The sequence below is a fragment of the Listeria sp. ILCC792 genome, from assembly GCF_900186135.1.
Taxonomy (GTDB): domain Bacteria; phylum Bacillota; class Bacilli; order Lactobacillales; family Listeriaceae; genus Listeria; species Listeria goaensis.
This window is the reverse complement of record NZ_FYBO01000011.1, coordinates 65,751-88,969: the sequence shown is the minus strand read 5'-3', so window position 1 is coordinate 88,969 and position 23,219 is coordinate 65,751. Positions and strand designations below refer to the sequence as shown.

Here is a 23,219-nt window from a genome sequence, read left to right as displayed (position 1 = left end):
AAATTGGTTTTCAGCTATCTGCTGGTTTGTTTTATTTGCTCCATGTAATAGTTCTGCCACCGCTGTTCGAATTCCATTTGGCGATTAAAGAGAGTAATAACACTTGTTAAAATAAGAAAACTAATGAAAAGGATAAATAGAGTAATCGGGAGAGAAAAGCCGTTCTTCAAAATTAACTCACTCCCTTTCCATCATAAGCATGGTAGTGAAATTTTTATTTGCAGTTGTTTTGATTTTCAAACTTAGTTCCGCATCATTTAAATACATTGAAAATTGAGCGACATTTGTAAGCAACGTTTCATGACCTTTCCCGTCAACTTGCTTGCGAATCACATCTTTATAGAATTCGTAACAAATTTCTTTGTTTGAAATCGAACAGAATTTATTGTCTGAACGAATATGAATTTTCCCGTTTCCAATCTCTTCGCGTAATTGTTTCACAAAAATATGCCATTCTGCACTATGAGAAATATTCGTCACATTCAATATCTTTTTTTCGGTCTGCAGTAAGAAAGGGATCATTGTAAAAATAATGATTGTTACTAAAAGAGCCATGATAGATTCTAGCAGACTAAAGGCATTTTTATTCGGCGAGAGGGAGACATTTTTTATTTTTACTCGACCAACCACAAATCTCCTCCTTTTTTAATTGCTCAATATAATAACCATCAATTTCTTTTTTGAAAGGGGGAGATTGATGGGCCCGAGCTTGATCGTGTAGGTGCTGATAAAGTATCGTTAAATCTCGCTCGGTTTCAAGTTGACTAAGCATGAACAAAATTAATGGCGTAATAAAAGACGTGATCAAAACTAAAATACTAAGCGAAAAAATACTTTCAAGCAGCGTAAAACCGTTAGGCTTCTTCAATTCTAAAACGTCCTTTCCCAATTTGAAAGATCCACTTGTAGTCACGTGTAAGCCCTTTAAAGTGTACGGTTGTAAAACGATTAATATGACCAGAATCTGGTAGAAATTGGAATTTTTCTAGTTGAACAACTTTTAGCGACTTAGGAAATTTTTCTGTATAGCGTGTTTGCCCACCTACAACCATTTGAAATTGATCGGGATTAAAAATGATTTCTGTTCGTTCGCCGTTTGTAATCGCGATAGTTTGGGCCAAAAAAATATCCGCTTTGATTTGCTCAAGCATCTCTTTTTCTGCAATTTGATCGATAAGGCGGTGAACAGGAGTAATTGTTAATTGAATGGTTAAACTGCAAATCAGTAAAACAAACAACATTTCAATGAGTGTAAAGCTATTTCTTTTCACTAATTTTCCTTTACATTTCCTGAAGCATCAATTTGAACGCTTTTTCCATTCGGGCAGCTTTTTTGATCTTGAGATAGATAACCTTTCGCGAGTAAATCAGCGAAACTAGGAACTTGATTGAATTCTAATTGATAAGCTTGGACTTGACTTTCTACAACAGAAATAAAAGCAGTACAACCTTTATCATTAATGGATTTACTTTGCTTCACGATGTTCGGAATCGTTAGGAGTAACAGAACACTGACGACGAGCAGAACGATTAACATTTCCACTAAAGTAAACGCTTGATTGTCTTTCCAATTAATTTTAAACATGAAAACACTCCTTTTAGATTTGATTAACCATTGAAAACATGGGATAGAGGATTGATAAATAAATCGAAATAATTAAAATGCCGATAATAAGAAATACAGCTGGCTGAATATAGCCAAAAAGTTTTTCTGTTTTTTCGAGCATTTTACTATGACAAAAATCATAATAAAATAAAAGTTCATCTGACAAAGTACCATTTTTCTCGCCGTGTTTAATAATATAAACAAGCTCTTTTTCAAAGATTCCAATAGATTTTGCAGCTTCCGTAAAAGAAAGCCCTTTTTCTAAGGAAATCGTAAATTTTTCGCCTATATTCATAAAAAAAGAAGTGGATTTCTTTTGCATGAAGAGCTGAAAAGTTTGTTGAATAGAAAGACCGCTCTTCAATAAATAACCACATTCTCTCGCGAATAGTTGAGAATAGTGAATACGCGTAAAACTTGAAACGATAGGGATTTTATTGAAAAACAAGGCGCGTTTTAAAGCATCTTTTCGTTTGCTCCTGCTTAAAATGAATAAGAATAGGAAGAAGCAACCTAGCATCAGGCCAAATAATATAATCGGTAATTGTTGTAGTAAGAAATATGAGAACTGACCAGATGCATTTTCACCGTTAGCAATTTGCTTAAACAGCAGGTCAAACTTCGGCAGCAAGAAAATCCGTAACAAGAAAAATACGATGATAACAGTTGAAAAGAGAACAGCCGGATATTGAAATGTCTTTTTAAGAGATTTTTGTTGTTCGGCTTTTCTTTTTAGTAGCTTGCCGCACTCTAACAGGGTTTCGTTAAAATAGCCATGTTCATTTGCATAAAGGACAGGTGCCGAAATGAAGGAAGGAAAACCTGCTTTTTGTAAAGCGATTGAAAAGTTTGCACCCGTATTCAATGTTTCAAGCATGATAAGATAGCGTCTTTTTTCTTTTTTTGAAGTGATGGCTAGATAGGCGATAGCGGTATCAATTGGAAAACCTTTGTCTAAAAGTTCGGAAAGGCGAACTAGGAAATCGCCATCTTTATTCCAGTCAGATTGATTAAAAAAAGCCATAGCAGAGTCCTTTCTGAAATTGTTTGTTAAGTGATAATGTGGGGGTATTTCGTTGTCCTTCTAGCATTTGCAGAAGATTGATTTGCCGAGTTTCGACTTCATAAAGAACCGTACGTTTTCTTGAAAGATGTGTACAAAAAAGTTGGCAAGAACTTAAGCATAGCGGGCAATAAAGCGCATGTATTGTTTGAAAACTTATGCCAAGTAAGCAATGCGCCAAATTTTCTTTGGATATGCCTAATTCAGCTAACCTGGCAATGATGCCATCTAAACTACTTGCGTGGATAGTACTAATAACAAGATGCCCTGTTAGAGCTGCTCGAATTGCCATCTGTGCGGTCTCACTATCACGAATTTCACCAATAATAAGAATGTCTGGATCATGTCTTAGAATCGCACGGATAATAGTTCCATAAGTGAGGCCCGCGCGTTCGTTCACTTCAATTTGTAAAAACTCTTGATGAAGATGTTCGACAGGATCTTCAATAGTGATAACTTGTTTATGTGTATGCCGCGTTAATTCAGTAGCAAGACTATACATAGATGTTGACTTACCGCTTCCAGTACTGCCAGAAAATAGAAATAAACCTGATTTAGAAGCACAACATTCGAAAATAGATTTTGCTGTAGCATAAAAAAGAGTTGTTTCTAAAAATGGCAGTGGCTTCTCATAATGATAGAGTCGCAAAACCATACTTTCCCTTCCAGTTTTATTCGGAAGTGTAGATACTCTAAGAGCGATTGTCTGATTTTTGATGATGCGCTCGTATTGTCCAGATTGCGGCTTACGCTTTTCGCCGATATCCATTTGAGCATTAAATTTTAAGAAAGAAATTAACTTATCGCCAAGATCAAACGGGATAGTGGCTAGCGGGTGGAGCTTACCGGAAACACGAATTCTCACAAGGTAACAAGTTATAGAAGGGTGCAAGTGCAAATCGCTTGCACGCAGCTCAAAACATTGTTCTAACATACTATCAAAAAAAAGTTGGGGCATAAAATTCACCTCTTGCTAATTATATTCGCCACATACACAACAACTCCTTTTTGGTATAAAAGGGGTTTTCCGCCCGAAAATGAAATTTCGACAAATTTATAAAAATGCAAACGCTTAATTGACGCCAAAAACAAATAATCACTTCATAAAAAAATTTTCCAGTAGCAAAACTTTGTGAATTCGATAACTATGCGTACGTTTTTATGAATGAAAATAAATAAAGCCCTTTCATTACGAACGAATCCTTTGGAAAATACTTTTATATACGTTAGAACGTATAATTTGCCGAACGTTGCAAGGCGTGATAAGCTATAGGAAAAGGCAGGATACATATGTAAAATGCGGTTGAAAATAAACAGAGAGACTGTTAAAACAGCGCCGACGGGGAAAGCATGAAGTATGTGAAACTCTCAGGCAAAAGGATGTTTATGGGACGCAACTCTGGAGTTTTTTACGACAGGGCTTATGATTTAGTAAGCCTTTTTCCTATGCTTAAATTTAAAAGGAGGTTTTCATTTTGGCAGAGCTATTACAGACACCGCTTCACTCCATTTATGGGAAGTACGGAGCCAAGACAATTGATTTCGGGGGATGGGATTTACCAGTACAATTTGCAGGGATAAAAGCCGAGCATGAAACAGTTCGCACCGATGTTGGAGTATTTGATGTTTCACACATGGGGGAAATTCATGTGACAGGGAAAGAGAGCACCGCATACTTAGAAAAAATGTTAACAAATAATATTGCGAACATAAAAGATGGACGCGCGCAATATAATATTATGTGTTACGAAGACGGGGGCACCGTAGATGATTTAGTTGTTTATAAACGCAACGATGAAGATTATCTACTCGTTGTCAACGCTGCGAATACAGAAAAAGACTTTAACTGGCTAAAAGAACATGCTAGTGAAGATGTAGAAGTTAAAAATGTTTCATCAGAATATGGCCAACTAGCGGTTCAAGGACCGAATGCCGAGAAACTTGTGCAAAGCCTGACAGATGCCGATTTGGCGAGCATTCCATTCTTTGGTTTTGTAGAGGAAAAGGTAGTTGGAGTAGACGCAATCATTTCGCGAAGCGGCTATACAGGTGAAGACGGATTCGAAATTTATATGGCGGCTAAAGATGCGGTTACCGTGTTTGAAGCAGTTGTGAGTGCAGGGGCAAAACCAATTGGGCTTGGCGCACGTGATACGCTTAGATTTGAAGCCAATTTAGCACTTTATGGTCAAGAGTTATCAAAAGAAATTTCGCCACTTGAAGCAGGCGTTAATTTCGCCGTAAAGCTAAAAAAAGAGCCTGACTTTATTGGAAAAGCAGCGCTCATTTCACAAAAAGAAGCGGGCGTACCGCGTAAGATTGTTGGGGTGGAGCTGCTTGACCGCGGGATACCAAGACACGATTATCCTGTTTACTTAGGCGAGAAGGAAATCGGGAAGATTACATCGGGCACACAATCACCTACTTTAGGGAAAAACTTAGGTCTTGCCTTGATCGACTCGAATTACGCAGAACTTGGAGTTGAGCTTGAAGTCGGAGTGCGCAACAAGAAACTTAAAGCAGTCGTTGTTGAAACGCCGTTTTATAAGCGAGGAAAATAAACTTTACGCCATTAAAAGGAGGAAAGAACATGTCAAAATTTCGCTACTTACCAATGACGGAGCAAGATGAAAAAGAAATGTTAGAAACAATTGGGGTCAGTTCCATCCAAGATTTATTCACGGATATTCCTGAGAAAATTAGATTCAATCGGGATTATGATTTAAAACCGGCCATTTCGGAACCCAACTTATTGCGTGAACTTACGAAACTCGCTGCACAAAATGTGAATACGCAAGAAACAGCCTCATTTTTAGGGGCAGGCGTGTATTCGCACTACATTCCAACAATTGTGGACCATGTTATTTCGCGTTCTGAATTTTACACGGCTTATACGCCGTACCAACCAGAAATTTCGCAAGGGGAATTGCAGGCGATTTTTGAGTTTCAAACGATGATTGCAGAGTTGACGGGAATGGATTTAGCGAACTCGTCGATGTATGACGGCGGAACATCACTCGCTGAAGGGGCTATGCTTGCATCAGGGCATACAAAGCGGAAGAAAGTGTTAGTATCTGAGGCGGTTCACCCTGAATCCATTAACGTGTTAAGGACGTATGCAAGTGGGCAACATGTCGAAGTAGAGCTCATCCCTGAAAAGGACGGAAAAACGGATTTAGCGGCCCTTAAATTGGCTATGAACGATGAGGTTGCCGGTGTCGTTGTCGGTTATCCTAATTTTTATGGACAAGTAGAAGATCTAGCGGCAATTGAAGCGATTGTTCACGAACAAAAAGGACTACTCATTGTTTCAAGTAATCCGCTCGCTTTAGGAATTTTAACCCCACCTGGGAAGTTTGGGGCGGATATTGTGGCTGGCGATACGCAGGTGTTTGGGATTCCTGAATCGTTTGGTGGCCCGCACTGTGGCTATTTCGCGTGTACGACAAAATTAATGCGTAAAGTTCCAGGACGATTAGTCGGTGAAACGGTTGACGAGAACGGAAAACGTGGCTATGTATTGACACTCCAAGCGCGTGAACAGCACATTCGCCGTGATAAGGCAACATCAAATATTTGTTCGAATCAGGCGTTAAATGCGCTTGCTTCTTCTGTTGCAATGGTCGCGCTTGGTCAGAACGGGCTTCCAGAAATGGCCAAGCAAAACATTGATAAAGCTCATTATGCTAAAAGTGCGTTTCAAGCGGCTGGTTTTACCGTTTTATTCTCGGACGCTTTCTTTAATGAATTTGTCGTGAAGTTAGATGAGCCAGTGAAACACGTTAATGAAATGCTACTTGAGCGCGGTTTTATTGGCGGTTTTGATCTAGGGCTCTATGCGCCGCAATACGCGAATCATATGCTTGTCGCCGTAACTGAAATGCGCACGAAAGACGAAATCGATGCCTTTATTACAGCATTAGTAGAGAGTTTGGAGGGAGTAAAATGAGTGAAACGATGAAACTTGTATTCGAACGTTCCGTGCCTGGGCGTATCGGTTTTAGTCTGCCAGAGCAAGATGTTCCTGAAACGAACTTAGAAGATATTTTTGAGTCGAGCTATATTCGTTCGGAAAAAGCTGATTTACCAGAGCTTAGCGAACTTGAAATTATGCGTCACTACACCGAGCTTTCCAACCATAACTTTGGCGTAGATTCAGGCTTTTATCCGCTCGGTTCATGTACGATGAAGTACAATCCAAAAATTAATGAAAAAGTAGCACGTTTTCCTGGATTTGCGAACATTCACCCGTATCAGCCTGAAAGTTCCGTGCAAGGCGCGATGGCTCTTTTATATGATTTGCAAACGAGTCTAGTGGAAATTACGGGCATGGACGAAGTAACATTACAGCCAGCAGCAGGGGCGCAGGGCGAGTGGACTGGCCTGATGCTGATTCGCGCTTATCACGAAGCAAACGGGGATACGAAGCGTACGAAAGTGATTATTCCTGATTCTGCGCATGGCACGAACCCAGCTTCTGCAACCGTCGCAGGCTTTGAAGTAGTGACCGTGAAATCGAACGAAAAAGGACTTGTTGATGTTGAAGATTTGCGCACTGTCGTTGGCGAAGATACAGCCGCGCTCATGCTGACAAACCCAAACACACTCGGTCTTTTTGAAAAAGACATCGTGGAAATTGCGGAAATCATTCATGCTGCGGGAGGAAAGCTATACTACGATGGGGCAAATTTAAATGCGATTATGGCAAAGGTGCGTCCAGGGGACATGGGATTCGATGTGGTGCATTTAAATCTGCATAAAACATTTACCGGTCCGCACGGCGGCGGTGGACCTGGCTCTGGTCCAATTGGAATCAAAAAAGATTTAATCCTATTCTTGCCTACGCCTGTTTTAACGAAAGAAGGGGAAAACTACACGTTTGATTACAACTACCCGCAATCTATCGGCCGTGTAAAACCTTATTATGGGAACTTCGGAATTAACGTCAGGGCGTATACGTATATCCGCACCATGGGCCCAGACGGACTCAAAAAAGTAACCGAGTACGCCGTTTTAAACGCCAATTACATGATGCGCCGACTTGAAAAAGCGTTTGATCTCCCGTTCGACCAAGTCTGCAAACACGAATTTGTCCTTAGCGGCAATCGTCAAAAGAAACTTGGCGTCAGAACGACAGATATCGCGAAACGTCTGTTAGATCATAATTTCCATCCGCCAACAGTTTACTTCCCACTCATTGTGGAAGAGGCGATGATGATTGAGCCAACAGAAACGGAATCAAAAGAAACGCTTGATAAATTCATCGATACGATGTTACAAATTGCAAAAGAAGCAGAAGATGATCCTGAAATCGTCCAAGAAGCGCCGCATGATACGTATGTAAAACGTCTTGATGAAACGCGTGCTGCAAGAAAACCAGTACTTCGTTATCAAAAATAATAAAAACCGGGAAGTAAGAGGTTGGCTCTTCTTCCCGGTTTTTTTAAGCAATTTTATTGTCTTTTTCAAAAATTGGATAGTCTTTCAATTGCCCAGAGAAAACTTCATTCAATGGTTCAAACGCTGTAAAGTCACTTGGCTTTAACAATTCAGGAGGGATATTATCAATTTTAATATCAGCCTCAAGCAGTGTCTGCCCAACAAATTGACTGCAGAACATGTGGTTTTCCCGTTTATAGGGGATTTGGAAAAGCAGAGCGAACAAACCTAAGAAGTTATAGCGATAAAGTTTTTCTCGGCGTTTCATTTTATGGATGGAGCGTTTAATTTGTGCATATTTTTCTTTTGAAACTTGAAGTTCGTAAATGATGCAGGTTGCGTTTTGGAATATTGGCTCATGCATGTTTTCTCGAACAAAACCAGCTTGAAATGGATTTAAATCACTTTTTCTTCCAAAACTATATGTATTAAAAAGTGAAGCATCTAATGCAAGTGATACGTGTGAGAACGGAAATCCTGTTGATTTTTGAATCGTTCTTGCGAGTAGAGTATTGGTGCTAGTTAAAAGTATGTATATCTTCATTTTTGAAATCCCCTTTTTATATCGATACCATTATTTTAACGAGAAAATAGAGGATTTATAACCAACGATAGATGGAAACTAAGTCAGTATTTAGTCTGATTTTATTCAATAATGATGCCGAGCAGGGTGGATAATTTTAAGGCTTGTCCCTCGTTCACTTTTAGTCCTTTTAGTGATTCAATCGAAGCAATTAGTTTTTCAAATGTGCAGCTTGTGAAGTCAAGCCCGCTTAGCGAAGTATTAGCAAAAAGGCAGTCCGTTAAAAGGCAATTTTGAAATGAAAATTGTTTGAATTCAGTGCTTTCAAATTCTGCGCCAGTCAATTGGCAATCTATAAATGTGGCATTTTTAAATTTTGAAAAACTAAACCCTGCTAAATCGAGCAAACAATTCTGGAAGGTCACATTGTGTAGCAAGCTGTCGGAAAAATCAACGCCAGTCAATTTGCAATCGCTAAATGTTACGCGATGAACAGTGCTTGAATAGAGGGTTACGTTTGATAAATTGCATTTTTCAAAAAGAACATCAGTCAGGTCAAATTTCGGATAATAACGACCTTCGAAAAAGACATTTTCAAATTTTGACTGATTAATGACAAGACTTTCTGTTTCTGGAAGTGGGAAAGCGCCTGTAAAAAGGATGTGCTGCATATAAGAATCGGTTAAGTCTGCTTCAAACGCATTTGTTAAATGATGAGGAATTTTCGGTGCTACTATTTTAGACATATATAGGCTCCTTTATAAAATTTGAGCCGCCTCGTAAACGGAGACGGCTTTCATGATTATTTCGCTTTTGTTTTACCTGACCATTTACGGAAACCGCTTTTTAGCTGGTAAATATTCCGGTAGCCGCGCTTATAAAGCATGATGCCTGCACGATTACTACGCTGTGCGGACTGACAATATAAGTAAATGGGCTGATCTTTGCGGAACTCAGAAATACGCTGTTTAAGTTGCGTCACAGGAATGTTTCGTGCTCCTAAAATGTGACCGCCGTCAAACTCATTAGGCTCGCGCACATCAATAAGCTGTGCTTTGCGATACCCCTCCTTAAACTCTTCTTCTGATAAAACGGTGATTGCTTTTCTGCGCATAATTAGCTGATATACTTCATAACCAAGTAAAATCAGTAAAATGGCAATGGCTAAAATCCAACTGAAATCCAATTCTGTAAACTCCTTTCCAATACAACATCAATTCTATTATAACTTATTTTTTCCCACCATCAATGACTTTGAACGAAGATTTTTTCTTTTTTGAAATGCGATTTTCTTCGTTTCGGCGAAGTTGCTTGGATTGCTTCACCGCTTTTTTGTATCCTGACGCTTTTGGAGCTGCAATAAAATGAAATAAAACAAAGAGTAACAGAGCGGAAATCGCCCCAATGATAATGAGTGTGACAAGTGAAATCGCGCCACCTGTAAAGATGCCAATCAGGCACAGTACAACAATTAGAGTCAAAATAATTTTGGATGATTTTTTCATATTCATCTACTCCAGTAACTCTAAATTTTGAGGCAATTCATCTTCTGGAACGCCTTCTTTTTCAACGCGCAAAAGTTCATTAAAAGAAGCGATAGCAACTTCAACTTGTGAATCGTCAGGCTCTTTTGTTGTGATAAGTTGAAGCCAGAGTCCTGGATAGCCTAGGAAGCGCAAAACGGGAATGTTCCGACACTTGTTTGTTAGTTGCAGCACTTCAAATGCAACGCCTAGCACAACCGGAATGAGCAAGATACGATCCACAACACGGAGCCACAGCGGGTCAGTTGGCACTAAGAAGTAAATGAACATCCCGACAATTACGGTGAATAAAATGAAGCTGCTCCCACAACGATAATGAAGCCGCGACTGCTTTTGAACATTTTCTACCGTAAGAGGGAGGTTGTTTTCATAGCAGTTGATCACCTTATGCTCGGAACCGTGATATTGGAAAACCCGCTTGATAATGGGGGTTTGTGAAATGGCAAAAATGTAAGTTAGCAACAATAAAAGTTTAAAAAAGCTTTCTAAAATGACTTGTCCAACATCACCTGGAACAAGAAAACGGAAAAACTGTGCGAGAAACACTGGAATCAGCGTCATCACGAATTTCGCGAAAACAAATGAAAGGACGCCAATAACCGCAACGCCGAGCCAGAGGGCAACTTTCGATTCTTTTTTCTCAATTTTTTCTTCCACTTCAGGTTGATTTGGATCTTCATCATAGCGATCAGTTGCAAACGTTAAATGTTTGGAACCAATGGCACTAGATTCAACGAGTGCCACAATACCTCTTAAAAAAGGAATGCGCTTTAAAGTCGTAACCCATTGAGGGCTATTTTTTTCTAAATAAAAGTACTCCATCGTACCGTCTAGTCTGCGAATGGCTGTAACGGTTTGCTTTTTGCCGCCAAACATGACGCCTTCAACGACTGCTTGACCACCATAAGCAGGTTTTTGTCTATCTTCCAACAAGTTCACCAGCCTTTATGATTTCTAAAAACTAATTATAACACAGGAAGCACAGGTTGTTGCTGACTTTTTCTTGAATGTTTTAATTTTATAAAAAAAGGCTATAAAAAGAGTAGTCCAATGCGTTTTGGGCTGTTCTACCTCACTTCACTAAAAAATGGTATACCGCAAAAACTCATCCAGCTCTCGGATGAGTTTTTGTGCGCGACTTATGGTAAAATAAAAAACGAAACTTACATATAGGGAGGAAGTTAAAAATGAATCGATTATCAAGGATACAGCAAGCACTTGTCAATGAAAAAATGGAAGCCGTTCTTGTGACGAGCGAATATAATAGACGTTACGTTTCTAGCTTTACTGGTACGAGTGGTGTGGCGCTAATTTTGCCCCAAAAAGCTTATTTTGTGACGGACTTCCGTTATACGGAACAAGCCGCTAAACAAGCTGTAGGTTATGAAATTGTGAAGCACCAAGGACCAATCTTTGAAACTGTCGAAGAATTACTCCAAAAAAATGGTGTAAAAACATTGGCTTTTGAAGAAGCTTATGTTACTGTTGCTGAATTTAAAGGAATGGAACAAATATTTTCTGCAGCACTTTCTCCAGTTCAAGGATTTTTTGAAAAGATGCGCCAAGTGAAAACAGAAGCCGAATTAAAAGAAATTCGAACTGCATGCGAAATTGCAGATGCCGCGTTTGAACATATCATTCGCTTTATGAAAGTTGGCATGACAGAGCTTGAAGTATCCAATGAACTTGAATTCTTTATGCGCAGACAAGGCGCGACTTCATCTTCGTTCGATACCATTGTGGCAAGCGGTATTCGTTCGGCGCTTCCACACGGAGTGGCATCTGATAAAAAAATTGAAACAGGTGACTTTGTAACAATGGATTACGGTTGCTATTACAATGGATACTGTTCCGATATGACGCGAACAGTTTCGATGGGCGAACCAAGCGAAAAATTAAAAGAGATTTACCAAATTACGCTAGATGCGCAACTTAAAGTTATTGAGGCATTAAAACCTGGTATGACTGGCATCGAGGCGGATAAAATTGCGCGCGATCACATTGCTTCTTTCGGCTATGGTGAGGATTTTGGACACTCTCTAGGTCATGGTATCGGACTTGAAATCCACGAAGGTCCAAACTTATCGATGAAGAGTCCGCAAAAATTAATTGCCGGCAATGTAGTGACTGACGAACCAGGCATCTACCTACCTGGAATTGGCGGTGTACGTATCGAGGACGATATTTTAATTACAGAAACAGGGAATGAGGTTTTAATTCATTCGCCAAAAGAGCTCATTATTTTATAAAATTTCTTTGTAACTTTTAGCCATTTGTGGTTAAATAAGTAAGAACTAAGAAAATGGGATTTACAGGAGGAAAAAAGATGATTTCAGTTAACGATTTTCGTACTGGTCTTACAATTGAAGTAGATAATGGGATTTGGCGCGTTTTGGATTTCCAACACGTGAAGCCAGGTAAAGGAGCCGCTTTTGTTCGCTCTAAACTACGCAATCTACGTACTGGCGCGATTCAAGAAAAAACATTCCGCGGCGGCGAAAAAGTAGCCAAAGCACAAATTGATAACCGTAAAATGCAATATCTATATGCAGATGGCACAAATCACGTGTTCATGGATAACGAATCTTATGAACAAATTGAATTGCCAGCAACGCAAATTGAATATGAGTTGAAATTCCTAAAAGAAAATATGGAAATCAACATCATCATGTATCAAGGTGAAACAATTGGTGTAGACTTGCCAAACACAGTTGAGTTAGAAGTAACTGCAACTGAACCCGGAATTAAAGGTGATACTTCATCTGGAGGCTCTAAACCAGCAACACTTGAAACAGGCTTAGTTGTTCAGGTGCCATTCTTCGTAAACGAAGGGGACACACTTGTGATTAATACAACAGAAGCTAGTTACGTATCACGTGCTTAGTAAAAGAAGTAGTACTTATCCACCGATAGGTACTATTTTTTTGTGAAAAAATTGAAATATGAGCGTGTGATTTATCCATTTAAAAAGAAATTATGGTACAATGAAATTAGTTTGTGAACTAGATATGTTAAGGAGTGTAGAAAAAAATGCTATCATTTGATGATATTAAACAGCTTATTGAGCTGATTGACGATTCCAATTTAAATGAATTTGAATTAGACCAAGAGGGAACAAAGCTTTCTATAAAGAAAAACAGTGGCGTAGTTTCCCATGCACTAAGTGAAGTAGGACAAGTCGTTCTGCCTGAAGCTGCACCAAAAGTAAATGTTGTAGAAAATACGCCATCTCCAGTCGTGTCCGAAGCACCAGTAGAAACAAGCGATTTAGAAGTAATTACCTCTCCAATGGTAGGAACGTTTTATACATCTGGTAGCCCAGGCGAACCGCCATTTGTTGAAATTGGCTCTCAAGTGTCAAACAACACAATTGTTTGTGTCGTAGAAGCGATGAAATTATTCAATGAAATTACAGCTGACTTAAACGGTGAGATTGCTGAAATTTTAGTTTCTAATGGGGAACTTGTTGAATTTGGTCAACCTCTCTTTAAAGTTAGAAAAAAATAAGGAGTAATGCGAAATGATTAAAAAAGTATTGATTGCCAATCGTGGCGAAATTGCCGTTCGTATTATTCGTGCTGCAAAAGAGATGGGAATTGAAACGGTTGCGATTTATTCTGAAGCTGACCGCGATGCTTTACATAGTCAATTAGCTGATGAAGCTTACTGCGTTGGTCCAGCCGCAACAAAAGATAGTTATTTAAACATGTCAAATATTATTAGCGTCGCTGTTTTAACAAATTGTGATGCTATTCATCCCGGATACGGCTTTTTAGCAGAAAATGCCGATTTTGCGGATTTATGTGCTGATTGCAATATTACCTTTATCGGCCCAAGCGCGGAAGCTATTTCGCAAATGGGAACGAAGGATGTTGCACGCGAAACGATGCGGAAAGCCGGAGTTCCAGTTGTTCCCGGCTCACAAGGAATCGTTCAAGATGCCGAAGAAGGTAAGAAAATTGCTAAGAAAATTGGCTATCCAGTCATCATTAAAGCAACAGCTGGCGGCGGCGGAAAAGGAATTCGCGTTGCGGAGAGTGAAGAGAAATTAATTTCTGGTATCAAAACGACCCAAGCAGAAGCTGAAGCAGCATTCGGTGATCCGGGTGTTTATATTGAAAAATTCATCGAAGACTTTAGACATGTGGAAATTCAAATTATGGCGGATAATCATGGCAACGTTATTCACCTCGGGGAACGCGACTGTACCATTCAACGCCGCTTACAAAAGCTAATTGAAGAAAGTCCATCACCAGCCCTCGATGAAAAAACACGACAAAAAATGGGACGCGCTGCAGTTAAAGCGGCAAAAGCTGTTCATTATTCAGGCGCCGGCACAATTGAGTTCATTTACGAACCAAAAGAAAAAAGCTTTTATTTCATGGAAATGAATACGCGTATCCAAGTTGAACATCCTGTTACTGAACTTGTTACAGGGATTGACCTCGTGAAACAACAGTTTTTAGTAGCTTCTGGTGAAGAATTAACCATCAAGCAACAAGACGTGAAATTAAGCGGTTGGGCAATGGAATGCCGCATTAATGCTGAAAATCCAGAACGCAACTTTATGCCAGCGCCAGGTGAAATTAAATTTTACTTGCCGCCAGGTGGAAACGGTGTTCGAATCGATTCGGCAGCCTATCCAAATTATAAAATTCCGCCGTTTTACGACTCAATGATTGCAAAATTAATCTGTTACGCCGATACACGCGAAGAAGTTATCGAAAAAATGAAACGCGCGCTTTCCGAATTTGCGATTGATGGAATTCCTTCCACCATTCCATTCCACATAAAAGTGCTTGAAACAGAGGCGTTTCGTTCAGGAGATTTCAATACGAAGTTTTTAGAAAAAAATGATGTAATGAAAAACACTGAGGAGGAGTAATTTATGGCCTATACAAAAGATTTACGTAAAGGACAGGACGAACCACTTGGGAAGATTGAAATTGCGCCTGAGGTTATTGGTGTCATTGCTGGACTTGCAGCAAATGAAGTAGAGCAAGTGGCGGCCATGCAAGGCGGTTTTGCGACAGAAATGCGTGAACGTTTTGGCGGGGCAGTGAACTATCGTAAAGGTGTCAAAGTGGATTTACTAGAAGAAGGCATCACGGTTGAAATCTATTGCACAGTTTTATTCGGTGCAAGCATTCCGCTAGTCGCTGAAAGCATCCAAAATACGGTTCGCGATACAATTTTCAGCATGACAGGACTTCATGTTTTAGAAGTCAATGTGCACATTGTAGGCGTTCAATTTGAAAAAACCGAATCGCTTTCTTTTGATGACCTAACATTTTAAGAGACGTTTTTAAAGGAGTATTAAAATGAAAAGAAGAGAAGCACGCGAAAGAGCGCTTCAAGCTTTATTCCAAATGGAATTGAATGAAATGCCAGTCGAGCAGGCGATTCAAAATGTGATGGATGAGGAACAAGATGATTATGTTGAAACACTTGTAAATGGAGTGACAGAACATAAAAGCGAACTTGATCAAAAAATCGAAGCACATCTAGATAATTGGCAACTAAGCCGCTTAAATAAAGTTGACCTCTCCATTTTGCGAGTTAGCGCATTTGAAATGCTCTTTTTAGAAGATGTGCCAGATCGTGTAAGTTTAAATGAATCAATTGAAATCGCAAAGATTTATAGCGATGAAAAAGCAAGCAAATTTATCAATGGCGTACTCGCAAATATTGCACAAAACGATTAATGGTTTTACTGTAGATTTGGTGAAAAAAGTATTTTTCGCCAAGTCTATTTAATCATAAGTTTTCAAGGGGGCAATGAAGATGGCACAAGTTATTGATGGTAAAAAATTAGCAAAAGAGATTCAGGAACATGTAACGAAAGAAGTTAGCGCGCTAAAAAGCGAAGGCAAACAACCAGGGCTTGCAGTTGTGCTCGTAGGAAATAACCAAGCGTCACGTACATATGTAAGAAATAAACAAAAGCGCACAGAAGAAAGCGGCATGAAGTCAGTACTTATCGAACTTCCAGAAGATGTTTCAGAAGAAAAGCTGCTCCAAACCGTCAAAGATCTAAACGAAGACGAAACCATTCACGGGATTCTAGTGCAACTGCCACTTCCTAAACATATTTCGGAGGAAAAGGTCATTGACACGATTTCCGTACTGAAGGATGTAGACGGGTTCCATCCTCTTAACGTCGGCAACTTATTCGTTGGCAAAGATTCGCTTGTTCCGTGCACGCCAGCAGGGATTATTGAGCTCATCAAATCAACAGGTGAAACAATTGAAGGTAAGCGCGCGGTTGTCATTGGACGAAGTAACATCGTCGGAAAACCAGTTGCGCAACTTTTATTGCAAGAAAATGCAACCGTAACAATTGCGCATAGCCGAACAAAAAATTTAGCAGAAGTCGCAAGTGAAGCGGATATTTTAGTTGTCGCAACCGGCCTTGCTAAATTTGTGAAAAAAGACTATGTCAAAGCAGGCGCAATTGTCATCGATGTCGGCATGGACCGCGATGAAAACAACAAATTGTGCGGCGATGTCGATTATGACGATGTCTTCCAACAAGCAGGCTATATCACACCTGTTCCAGGCGGCGTTGGTCCAATGACGATTACAATGCTCCTTACGAACACGCTAAAAGCCGCAAAACGAATTTATAATAAGCAATAAAAATTGGACGTGATGATTTTGCAAGAAAAATATTTAACAGTTGAAGCACTTACAAAATACATTGAACGCAAATTTGAGGCAGACCCATATTTAAAACAAGTTTTTGTCAAAGGGGAAATTTCGAATTTAAAAACACCTGCGAGCGGCCACATTTATTTTACGTTAAAAGATGAAGCGGCCATGCTTCGTTCTGTCATGTTTGCAAAATCAGTTGCCAAATTGCCATTTCAACCAGAAGATGGCATGAACGTTCTCGTGACCGGTCGAGTGTCCATCTTCAATAAGGCAGGACGCTATCAATTTTACGTGGACAGCATGGAACCAGACGGCGTCGGTGCGCTATACGTTCAATTTGAACAATTAAAAGCTAAATTAGACAAGGAAGGACTTTTTGATGCAGCGCATAAAAAAGTGCTTCCTTCTTTCCCTTCTAAAATTGCTGTCGTGACAAGTGCAACTGGGGCTGCGGTACGCGATATTTTGACGACGATTCACCGCAGAATGCCCAGTGTGGAAGTACTCATTTTCCCAACACTTGTTCAAGGAGAAACGGCCGCTCGTAAAATAGCAGAAAATATTGCCCGTATTAATGCGCGCAACGATATTGACCTGATGATTATTGGACGAGGCGGTGGCTCACTCGAAGAGCTTTGGGCATTCAATGAAGAAATCGTAGTACGCTCGGTTTTCGATTCCGACGTGCCTATCATTTCAGCGGTCGGGCATGAAACGGACTTTTCGCTTGCTGATTTTGCGGCGGACGTTCGGGCGGCGACTCCAACTGCTGCTGCGGAACTCGCGGTGCCACACTATCAAGATTTAAATGAACGTTTACTTGAACGGAAGTATCGGCTAACAAATTTAATGCGGCAAACTTTAGAGCGTTCTGAAGTCAATTTGCGAGCGAAGCGGGAGCGACTTTTGCTACGTGGGCCAAGAAAATTGCTTGATGAGCAGACTGAACGTTTGGATTATTTTTCGGGGCGGATGCAAAATGCATTTTCGCGGGTTATTTGGCAACAAGAAACGCGTCTGACACAATTTTCCAATCGGCTACAACTGGTTTCACCCGAACGCCTAGTGGCGGATGCAAAACGCGACACAAAGGAACTGGCGGGGCGATTACAAGTTGCTACGACTGATATCATCAAATTGAAGCGATATGAGTTTGAAAAGCATATTTCGGCGTTGGAACTTTTAAGTCCGCTTTCCCTCCTAAAAAGAGGTTACGGGGTGACATATAAAACCGGAAAGGTCGTGAAAGAAGTGCGCGAACTTTCTGCGGGTGATGAAGTGAAGGTTGTTTTAAGCGATGGAGCCTTTCTGGCAAATGTGACGAGCAAAGAGGAGGAAAAATAAATGGCAACAAAAAAACAACAAAGTTTTGAAGAAGCGATGAAGGAACTAGAAGCAATTGTGGAAGCTTTAGAAAGTGGCGATGCATCTTTAGAGGAATCGCTTGATATGTATCAAAAAGGAATCGAGTTAACGAAACTTTGCCAAACGAAGTTACAAGCGGCTGAGGAGAAGATGGCTAAAGTGGTAACGGAAACGGACGAAGAGAAGCCGTTTGAAGTGGAGGGCGAATAACATTGTCAAGCATTGATGCTTTTATAGATACGTATAAAGCAAAACTTGAAGAACGCCTCTTTTCCGCAGTTGAAAACGAAGCGATTGAACCACTTTTAAAAGAAGCGATGCACTATTCGCTTCAAGCAGGTGGAAAGCGAATTCGTCCACTTTTGCTCTTTGCGACAATCGATGCTTTATCAGGCGACAAAAACTTAGGTAGCCACGCGGCGAGCGCTATCGAAATGATTCATACATACAGCTTAATTCACGATGATTTACCTGCGATGGATGATGATGATTATCGCCGCGGCAAACTAACGAACCACAAGAAATTTAATGAAGGAACGGCTATTCTTGCAGGAGATGCTCTCCTAACGATGGCTTTTTCGGAAGTAGCAAACGATGAAACGATTGATGCTAATAAACGGATAAAAATTATTCAATGTTACGCCAAAAACGCTGGCGCTCTTGGTATGGTAGGCGGACAGCAAGCAGATTTAACGGGCGAGGGCAAACAACTCACGCTTGAGGAGCTAGAATCAGTCCATGTGCGGAAAACGGGAGCACTGCTCCATGCGGCTGTCTATGCGGGCAGCGTGCTAGGAAATGCGTCAGCTAGTCAGCAGGAACGCTTGAGCGCGTATGCTCAAAATATTGGAATCGCTTTTCAAATTTGCGATGACATTTTGGATGTGACAGGGGATAAAGCGAAATTAGGTAAGGAAACAGGTTCTGATGAGCGAAACCAAAAGAGCACCTATCCAAGTTTATTAACACTTGACGGTGCAAAGCAAGCGTTAGACGAGCATTATCATTTGGCAATTGCAGCACTTCAAGGTAGCGATTTAAAAACGGATTTCTTAATTGGTCTAGCTGATTTAATTGTGAAGCGAGATAATTGAATAGTTGTAAAAATTGTTTCACTATTTTGAGGTAAACATTTGCTTTTTTGATTCTTACGTGATATGCTTAAATAGCATTATTTTTGTGGGTAAGGATACGATTGTGAACAGCATTCCATCTCGTGCCATAAGCAAGAATAGTACAATATAATGTGCTCGGGAGCACGAGGAGGAATATTTAAAATGGAACAAGGTACAGTAAAATGGTTTAACGCAGAAAAAGGTTTTGGATTTATCGAACGTGAAGGTGGAGACGATGTATTCGTACATTTCAGCGCTATCCAATCTGATGGTTTTAAAAGCTTAGACGAAGGTCAAGCAGTTACTTTTGACGTAGAAGAAGGCGCTCGTGGACCACAAGCGGCTAACGTTAACAAAGCGTAATTACTATTTTAAAATCAAAAGCAAATCTCAATTTTGAGGTTTGCTTTTTTTGTTGTCTAAAAGTATTTTCACTTGAATTCACTTGGTGAAACAGATTGAAAATGATATAATGATTTCAAGTAATGGCAAATAAGCCCAAATAGAATGGGCACTTTTTATTAAATTATGAAGAAAGAGAGCTGTTTCTATTGGATCTTTTTAAAATTAAGGATCCTGCCTTCTTAAAAGATATGGCGATACCTGAAATGGAAGAGTTAGCCGCAGAGATTAGAAAGTTTTTGATTGAATCTACTTCGGTTACAGGTGGCCATATTGGACCTAATTTAGGTGTAGTTGAACTGACGATTGCACTTCATTATGCTTTCCAAAGCCCAGATGACAAATTTATTTGGGATGTTGGGCATCAGTCATATGTGCATAAAATTTTAACGGGTAGGGCAGATAAATTTGATACACTTAGGCAACAGGGCGGATTAGATGGTTTTCCAAAAAGAAAAGAATCTCCTCATGACGTTTTTGAAACGGGACATAGTTCTACTTCTCTTTCCGCAGCAGCAGGGATGGCAATTGCGCGAGATATAAAAAACGAACATTTTCATGTCGTGCCTATTATCGGTGACGGTGCTTTGACAGGCGGAATGGCGCTAGAGGCACTTAATCATATAGGCGATATGGGAAAAGAAGTGATTGTAATTTTAAATGATAATAATATGTCGATTGCACCAAACGTTGGTGCGATGCACAATATGCTCGGAAAGCTACGAACTTCGGGTAAATTTAAACGTGCCAAAAAAGATTTAGAGGCGGCAATGAAAAAAATTCCTACAGCGGGAGATAAAATCGCTGGTTTTGCAGAAAGAGTAAAAGATAGCGTAAAATATTTGCTCGTCCAAGGAACTTTCTTTGAAGAAATGGGTTACACATATTTAGGACCGGTGAACGGTCATGACTATCAAGATTTAATTACGAATCTTGAATTTGCTAAAAAGGTGAAGGGGCCAACGCTTATTCATGTTGTCACGACGAAGGGAAAAGGCTATGCTCCTGCTGAAACTGATAAGCGAGGAACATGGCACGGCACGGGACCGTACAAAGTTGAAACAGGTGCTTTTATTAAACCTGTAACAGATGCGCCGGCATGGAGTGAGGTCATTAGTGAAGGCATTTTGGAACTAGCGAGAAAAGATGAGCGAATTGTTGCGATTACACCAGCTATGCCAGTCGGCTCTAAGCTAGAAAAATTTGCTTTAGAATTTCCAGAACGCTTTTTCGACGTAGGGATTGCCGAACAACACGCCGTTACGCTCGCTGCTGGAATTGCTGCGGAAGGTTTAAAGCCGTTTTTAGCAATTTATTCCACTTTCTTACAGCGCGGCTACGACCAAGTTGTCCACGATGTTTGCAGACAAAACTTAAATGTGATAATTGGAATTGACCGAGCTGGCCTTGTAGGCGGGGACGGTGAGACGCATCAAGGTATTTTTGACATTAGTTTTTTACGCGGAATTCCAAATATCGTGATTGCGATGCCAAAAGATGAATTTGAAGCACGCCAACTGATTCAGACTGCTTATGAGTTTGAAGGTCCATTCGCACTTCGTTACCCAAGAGGCAACGGATTAGGCGTTGATTTGAGCGGAGCAGCAGAAGCTCTTCCCATTGGGGAATTTGAAACATTGATTGAACCAGTAGATGCTGCAATTTTGACATTTGGCACAACCATTTCTATCGCTTGTGAGGCGGCTCTCCACTTACGCAAACAAGGATTACGCGTCGGCGTTATTAATGCTCGCTTCATCAAACCGCTTGACGAAGTTCTTTTACACCAACTTTTTGCGAAAAAAATGCCGATTTTAACGGTTGAGGAAGCCCTTTTAGCGGGTGGATTCGGCAGTGCGGTCTTGGAATTTGCAGAAGAACATGGGTATAGCGACAGCGTTATTAGTCGACTAGGCTTGCCAGATGAATTTATAAGCCACGGTTCAGTAGAAGTCATTTTAGAGGAATATGGCTTATCGGTTTCTGGCATTGAAATGAAAATAAAAGAAATGCTTGCGCGTTTCGGGAAGCAAAAGGCGAATTTATTATGAGTGTAAAAAAAGAACGCGCGGATGTTTTGCTAGTGGAACAAGGCCTTTTTGAAACGAGGGAAAAAGCAAAACGCGCCATTATGGCGGGAATTGTTTTCCGGACGGATACGAGAATCGACAAACCTGGCGAGAAAATTCCTGTGGATAGCGCACTACGCGTGAAAGGAAAAACTTTGCCGTATGTCAGTCGAGGCGGATTAAAACTTGAGAAAGCACTGCAAGTTTTTGATTTTGATGTGCGGGATAAATTGATGCTTGATATTGGCTCATCTACAGGAGGATTCACGGATTGTGCGCTTCAAAACGGGGCGAAGCATTCATATGCGCTTGATGTAGGCTATAACCAGCTAGCTTGGAAGCTGCGCAATGATTCGCGGGTTACCGTGATGGAGCGAACTAATTTCCGGCATGTCACACCCGTAGATTTCGCGCTTGGCTTAGCAGATTTTGCGACCATTGATGTCTCATTTATTTCTTTAAAGCTTATATTGCCTGTTTTGCGTACGGTGCTTGTAACTGGCGGCGATGTGATGACACTGATTAAACCGCAATTTGAAGCAGGGAAAGAAAATGTTGGGAAAAAAGGTATTGTGCGCGATCCTAAAATTCATTTAGCGGTTTTAGAAGATATTTTAACGGAAGCCGCAAAGCTTGGTTTTAATGTGCTAGGCATTGATTTCTCACCGATTACAGGTGGCGAAGGGAATATTGAATTTATTGCGCATCTTAAATGGACGGGAAATGAATCAGGTGAAATTTTATTAGAGAGCCACGCGCTAGAAAAAATTGTTGCGCTTGCACATACACAATTAGACTAGAAAACCAGTTTTTTATGCTGGTTTTTTTATTTTATACGCATTTTACAAAAAATATAAACCCTCATGAATAAATAAAAATTTGTCAATTCAAAAAATATTTGCGTTAAATCCGTGACTTTATGCGATTTTTTCGTTAATATGGAGATATAAAAAATAACGCGAGGTGAAAAATAGTGAATAAAGGTCATCGACACATTATTATCCGTGAACTTGTAACTTCAAATGAGATTGATACGCAAGAAGAATTAGTAGAACTTTTGCAAAAGCGTGACGTGAAAGTTACGCAGGCAACCATTTCTCGTGACATTAAGGAACTTCATTTGGTGAAAGTGCCAACACAAAATGGAACATATAAGTATAGTTTGCCTGCTGATAACAAATTCAACCCACAGCAAAAATTAAAGCGTACGCTAGTTGACTGCTTTATTAGTATTGATACAGTTCAGTTTATATTGCTTTTAAAAGTAATGCCGGGAAACGGAAACGCAATCGGCGCCTTGCTCGATAATTTAAATTGGCCTGAGAAAGCCGGAACACTTTGTGGCGATGATACTTGTCTAATTATTTGTCGCTCGGAAGAAGACGCGCAAAAAGTTTCAGAACGTTTAGTGGAAATGTTATAAAAAGGAGGACTTCGGC

28 protein-coding genes and 1 riboswitch are annotated in these 23,219 nt (G+C 40.2%); of the genes, 17 read left to right on the top strand and 11 right to left on the bottom strand.

The window, feature by feature from the left end:
- Positions 1-177 precede the first annotated feature (177 nt).
- Genes comGF through comGA form a run of 6 tightly spaced genes read right to left on the bottom strand, consistent with a single transcriptional unit; the run spans position 178 to position 3,627 of the window.
- On the bottom strand, positions 178-630 hold the full coding sequence (gene comGF / locus CFS60_RS11405) for a competence type IV pilus minor pilin ComGF (RefSeq protein ID WP_088809928.1): 453 nt from the start codon (positions 628-630) through the stop codon (positions 178-180).
- Positions 584-868 carry a type II secretion system protein gene (locus CFS60_RS11400; protein WP_088809929.1) on the bottom strand — a complete coding sequence of 95 codons (285 nt, stop codon included), beginning with the start codon at positions 866-868 and terminating at the stop codon, positions 584-586. Before CFS60_RS11400 ends, comGF begins: the two co-directional genes overlap by 47 nt.
- Positions 855-1,271, bottom strand: a complete 417-nt coding sequence (comGD, locus tag CFS60_RS11395) for a competence type IV pilus minor pilin ComGD (RefSeq protein WP_244169942.1) — start codon at positions 1,269-1,271, stop codon at positions 855-857. The genes CFS60_RS11400 and comGD overlap by 14 nt, the downstream gene beginning before the upstream one ends.
- On the bottom strand, positions 1,271-1,585 hold the full coding sequence (gene comGC / locus CFS60_RS11390; RefSeq protein ID WP_088809930.1) for a competence type IV pilus major pilin ComGC: 315 nt from the start codon (positions 1,583-1,585) through the stop codon (positions 1,271-1,273). The genes comGD and comGC overlap by 1 nt, the downstream gene beginning before the upstream one ends.
- 13 nt (positions 1,586-1,598) lie before the next feature.
- Complete coding sequence (gene comGB, locus CFS60_RS11385; RefSeq protein ID WP_088809931.1) at positions 1,599-2,630, bottom strand: competence type IV pilus assembly protein ComGB; 1,032 nt, start codon at positions 2,628-2,630, stop codon at positions 1,599-1,601.
- Entirely contained in the window at positions 2,617-3,627 is a 1,011-nt protein-coding gene (gene comGA, locus CFS60_RS11380) for a competence type IV pilus ATPase ComGA (protein WP_088815855.1), read from the bottom strand. The genes comGB and comGA overlap by 14 nt, the downstream gene beginning before the upstream one ends.
- Positions 3,628-3,972: 345 nt before the next feature.
- Positions 3,973-4,063, top strand: a riboswitch (glycine riboswitch).
- Between the two features lie 81 nt (positions 4,064-4,144).
- Here comGA and gcvT point away from each other — a divergent pair.
- The 3 genes from gcvT to gcvPB are packed head-to-tail and all read left to right on the top strand — an operon-like array spanning position 4,145 to position 8,069.
- A complete protein-coding gene (gene gcvT / locus CFS60_RS11375; RefSeq protein ID WP_088809933.1) occupies positions 4,145-5,230 on the top strand; it encodes a glycine cleavage system aminomethyltransferase GcvT in 1,086 nt (361 codons plus the stop codon).
- 29 nt (positions 5,231-5,259) lie between these two features.
- Positions 5,260-6,618: an aminomethyl-transferring glycine dehydrogenase subunit GcvPA gene (gcvPA, locus tag CFS60_RS11370; protein ID WP_088809935.1), complete on the top strand. Its 1,359-nt coding sequence runs from the start codon at positions 5,260-5,262 to the stop codon at positions 6,616-6,618.
- Positions 6,615-8,069: an aminomethyl-transferring glycine dehydrogenase subunit GcvPB gene (gene gcvPB, locus CFS60_RS11365; RefSeq protein ID WP_088839262.1), complete on the top strand. Its 1,455-nt coding sequence runs from the start codon at positions 6,615-6,617 to the stop codon at positions 8,067-8,069. Before gcvPA ends, gcvPB begins: the two co-directional genes overlap by 4 nt.
- Positions 8,070-8,112: 43 nt before the next feature.
- Here gcvPB and CFS60_RS11360 read toward each other — a convergent pair whose 3' ends face one another.
- From CFS60_RS11360 to CFS60_RS11340, 5 genes are all read right to left on the bottom strand, one after another.
- Complete coding sequence (locus tag CFS60_RS11360; RefSeq protein ID WP_088825623.1) at positions 8,113-8,652, bottom strand: hypothetical protein; 540 nt, start codon at positions 8,650-8,652, stop codon at positions 8,113-8,115.
- A 101-nt stretch (positions 8,653-8,753) separates the two neighbouring features.
- Entirely contained in the window at positions 8,754-9,377 is a 624-nt protein-coding gene (locus tag CFS60_RS11355; RefSeq protein WP_088809941.1) for a pentapeptide repeat-containing protein, read from the bottom strand.
- A gap of 56 nt (positions 9,378-9,433) precedes the next feature.
- Positions 9,434-9,817 (bottom strand): rhodanese-like domain-containing protein, encoded by a 384-nt coding sequence (locus tag CFS60_RS11350; protein WP_088809942.1) that lies wholly within the window; start codon positions 9,815-9,817, stop codon positions 9,434-9,436.
- A 43-nt stretch (positions 9,818-9,860) separates the two neighbouring features.
- A complete protein-coding gene (locus CFS60_RS11345) occupies positions 9,861-10,136 on the bottom strand; it encodes a hypothetical protein (protein ID WP_088809943.1) in 276 nt (91 codons plus the stop codon).
- 6 nt (positions 10,137-10,142) lie between these two features.
- Positions 10,143-11,051 carry a DUF1385 domain-containing protein gene (locus CFS60_RS11340; RefSeq protein WP_088810045.1) on the bottom strand — a complete coding sequence of 303 codons (909 nt, stop codon included), beginning with the start codon at positions 11,049-11,051 and terminating at the stop codon, positions 10,143-10,145.
- A 311-nt stretch (positions 11,052-11,362) separates the two neighbouring features.
- Between CFS60_RS11340 and CFS60_RS11335 the strand changes: the two genes are divergently transcribed.
- The 14 genes from CFS60_RS11335 (at position 11,363) to ahrC (ending at position 23,203) form a co-directional block, all read left to right on the top strand.
- On the top strand, positions 11,363-12,424 hold the full coding sequence (locus tag CFS60_RS11335; protein WP_088839261.1) for a Xaa-Pro peptidase family protein: 1,062 nt from the start codon (positions 11,363-11,365) through the stop codon (positions 12,422-12,424).
- A 77-nt stretch (positions 12,425-12,501) separates the two neighbouring features.
- Complete coding sequence (efp, locus tag CFS60_RS11330; protein WP_088809945.1) at positions 12,502-13,059, top strand: elongation factor P; 558 nt, start codon at positions 12,502-12,504, stop codon at positions 13,057-13,059.
- Between the two features lie 146 nt (positions 13,060-13,205).
- The gene (accB, locus tag CFS60_RS11325; protein WP_088809947.1) at positions 13,206-13,682 is read left to right on the top strand and encodes an acetyl-CoA carboxylase biotin carboxyl carrier protein; all 477 of its coding nucleotides are present in this window, start codon (positions 13,206-13,208) and stop codon (positions 13,680-13,682) included.
- A gap of 13 nt (positions 13,683-13,695) precedes the next feature.
- Positions 13,696-15,060: an acetyl-CoA carboxylase biotin carboxylase subunit gene (accC, locus tag CFS60_RS11320; RefSeq protein ID WP_088809949.1), complete on the top strand. Its 1,365-nt coding sequence runs from the start codon at positions 13,696-13,698 to the stop codon at positions 15,058-15,060.
- Between the two features lie 3 nt (positions 15,061-15,063).
- Positions 15,064-15,471 carry an Asp23/Gls24 family envelope stress response protein gene (locus CFS60_RS11315; protein WP_007543544.1) on the top strand — a complete coding sequence of 136 codons (408 nt, stop codon included), beginning with the start codon at positions 15,064-15,066 and terminating at the stop codon, positions 15,469-15,471.
- 25 nt (positions 15,472-15,496) lie between these two features.
- Positions 15,497-15,880 carry a transcription antitermination factor NusB gene (gene nusB, locus CFS60_RS11310; protein WP_088809951.1) on the top strand — a complete coding sequence of 128 codons (384 nt, stop codon included), beginning with the start codon at positions 15,497-15,499 and terminating at the stop codon, positions 15,878-15,880.
- Positions 15,881-15,959: 79 nt separating this feature from the next.
- On the top strand, positions 15,960-16,814 hold the full coding sequence (gene folD, locus CFS60_RS11305; RefSeq protein WP_088809952.1) for a bifunctional methylenetetrahydrofolate dehydrogenase/methenyltetrahydrofolate cyclohydrolase FolD: 855 nt from the start codon (positions 15,960-15,962) through the stop codon (positions 16,812-16,814).
- A 15-nt stretch (positions 16,815-16,829) separates the two neighbouring features.
- Positions 16,830-18,173, top strand: coding sequence for an exodeoxyribonuclease VII large subunit (gene xseA, locus CFS60_RS11300; RefSeq protein ID WP_255387565.1), 1,344 nt, complete (start codon positions 16,830-16,832; stop codon positions 18,171-18,173).
- Entirely contained in the window at positions 18,174-18,404 is a 231-nt protein-coding gene (xseB, locus tag CFS60_RS11295) for an exodeoxyribonuclease VII small subunit (RefSeq protein ID WP_088809956.1), read from the top strand. It begins immediately after the preceding gene.
- 2 nt (positions 18,405-18,406) lie between these two features.
- On the top strand, positions 18,407-19,288 hold the full coding sequence (locus tag CFS60_RS11290; protein WP_088815839.1) for a polyprenyl synthetase family protein: 882 nt from the start codon (positions 18,407-18,409) through the stop codon (positions 19,286-19,288).
- Positions 19,289-19,471: 183 nt separating this feature from the next.
- Complete coding sequence (locus tag CFS60_RS11285; RefSeq protein ID WP_007474297.1) at positions 19,472-19,672, top strand: cold-shock protein; 201 nt, start codon at positions 19,472-19,474, stop codon at positions 19,670-19,672.
- Positions 19,673-19,860: 188 nt separating this feature from the next.
- Complete coding sequence (gene dxs, locus CFS60_RS11280) at positions 19,861-21,762, top strand: 1-deoxy-D-xylulose-5-phosphate synthase (RefSeq protein ID WP_088815838.1); 1,902 nt, start codon at positions 19,861-19,863, stop codon at positions 21,760-21,762.
- Positions 21,759-22,580 (top strand): TlyA family RNA methyltransferase, encoded by an 822-nt coding sequence (locus CFS60_RS11275; RefSeq protein ID WP_088809961.1) that lies wholly within the window; start codon positions 21,759-21,761, stop codon positions 22,578-22,580. Before dxs ends, CFS60_RS11275 begins: the two co-directional genes overlap by 4 nt.
- Before the next feature lie 173 nt (positions 22,581-22,753).
- Positions 22,754-23,203 (top strand): transcriptional regulator AhrC/ArgR, encoded by a 450-nt coding sequence (gene ahrC, locus CFS60_RS11270; protein WP_088809963.1) that lies wholly within the window; start codon positions 22,754-22,756, stop codon positions 23,201-23,203.
- The last annotated feature ends 16 nt before the right edge of the window (positions 23,204-23,219 follow it).

Excerpts from the sequence above, each read along its gene's own strand:
- CFS60_RS11355 (WP_088809941.1), bottom strand. The coding sequence starts at position 9,377 with ATGTCTAAAATAGTAGCACCGAAAATTCCTCATCATTTAACAAATGCG.
- nusB (WP_088809951.1), top strand. The coding sequence starts at position 15,497 with ATGAAAAGAAGAGAAGCACGCGAAAGAGCGCTTCAAGCTTTATTCCAA.
- CFS60_RS11335 (WP_088839261.1), top strand. The coding sequence starts at position 11,363 with ATGAATCGATTATCAAGGATACAGCAAGCACTTGTCAATGAAAAAATG.
- xseB (WP_088809956.1), top strand. The coding sequence starts at position 18,174 with ATGGCAACAAAAAAACAACAAAGTTTTGAAGAAGCGATGAAGGAACTA.
- CFS60_RS11360 (WP_088825623.1), bottom strand. The coding sequence starts at position 8,652 with ATGAAGATATACATACTTTTAACTAGCACCAATACTCTACTCGCAAGA.
- comGA (WP_088815855.1), bottom strand. The coding sequence starts at position 3,627 with ATGCCCCAACTTTTTTTTGATAGTATGTTAGAACAATGTTTTGAGCTG.
- efp (WP_088809945.1), top strand. The coding sequence starts at position 12,502 with ATGATTTCAGTTAACGATTTTCGTACTGGTCTTACAATTGAAGTAGAT.
- accB (WP_088809947.1), top strand. The coding sequence starts at position 13,206 with ATGCTATCATTTGATGATATTAAACAGCTTATTGAGCTGATTGACGAT.
- gcvPA (WP_088809935.1), top strand. The coding sequence starts at position 5,260 with ATGTCAAAATTTCGCTACTTACCAATGACGGAGCAAGATGAAAAAGAA.
- accC (WP_088809949.1), top strand. The coding sequence starts at position 13,696 with ATGATTAAAAAAGTATTGATTGCCAATCGTGGCGAAATTGCCGTTCGT.
- CFS60_RS11285 (WP_007474297.1), top strand. The coding sequence starts at position 19,472 with ATGGAACAAGGTACAGTAAAATGGTTTAACGCAGAAAAAGGTTTTGGA.
- comGC (WP_088809930.1), bottom strand. The coding sequence starts at position 1,585 with ATGTTTAAAATTAATTGGAAAGACAATCAAGCGTTTACTTTAGTGGAA.
- CFS60_RS11275 (WP_088809961.1), top strand. The coding sequence starts at position 21,759 with ATGAGTGTAAAAAAAGAACGCGCGGATGTTTTGCTAGTGGAACAAGGC.
- folD (WP_088809952.1), top strand. The coding sequence starts at position 15,960 with ATGGCACAAGTTATTGATGGTAAAAAATTAGCAAAAGAGATTCAGGAA.
- gcvPB (WP_088839262.1), top strand. The coding sequence starts at position 6,615 with ATGAGTGAAACGATGAAACTTGTATTCGAACGTTCCGTGCCTGGGCGT.
- CFS60_RS11345 (WP_088809943.1), bottom strand. The coding sequence starts at position 10,136 with ATGAAAAAATCATCCAAAATTATTTTGACTCTAATTGTTGTACTGTGC.
- CFS60_RS11315 (WP_007543544.1), top strand. The coding sequence starts at position 15,064 with ATGGCCTATACAAAAGATTTACGTAAAGGACAGGACGAACCACTTGGG.
- comGB (WP_088809931.1), bottom strand. The coding sequence starts at position 2,630 with ATGGCTTTTTTTAATCAATCTGACTGGAATAAAGATGGCGATTTCCTA.
- CFS60_RS11340 (WP_088810045.1), bottom strand. The coding sequence starts at position 11,051 with ATGTTTGGCGGCAAAAAGCAAACCGTTACAGCCATTCGCAGACTAGAC.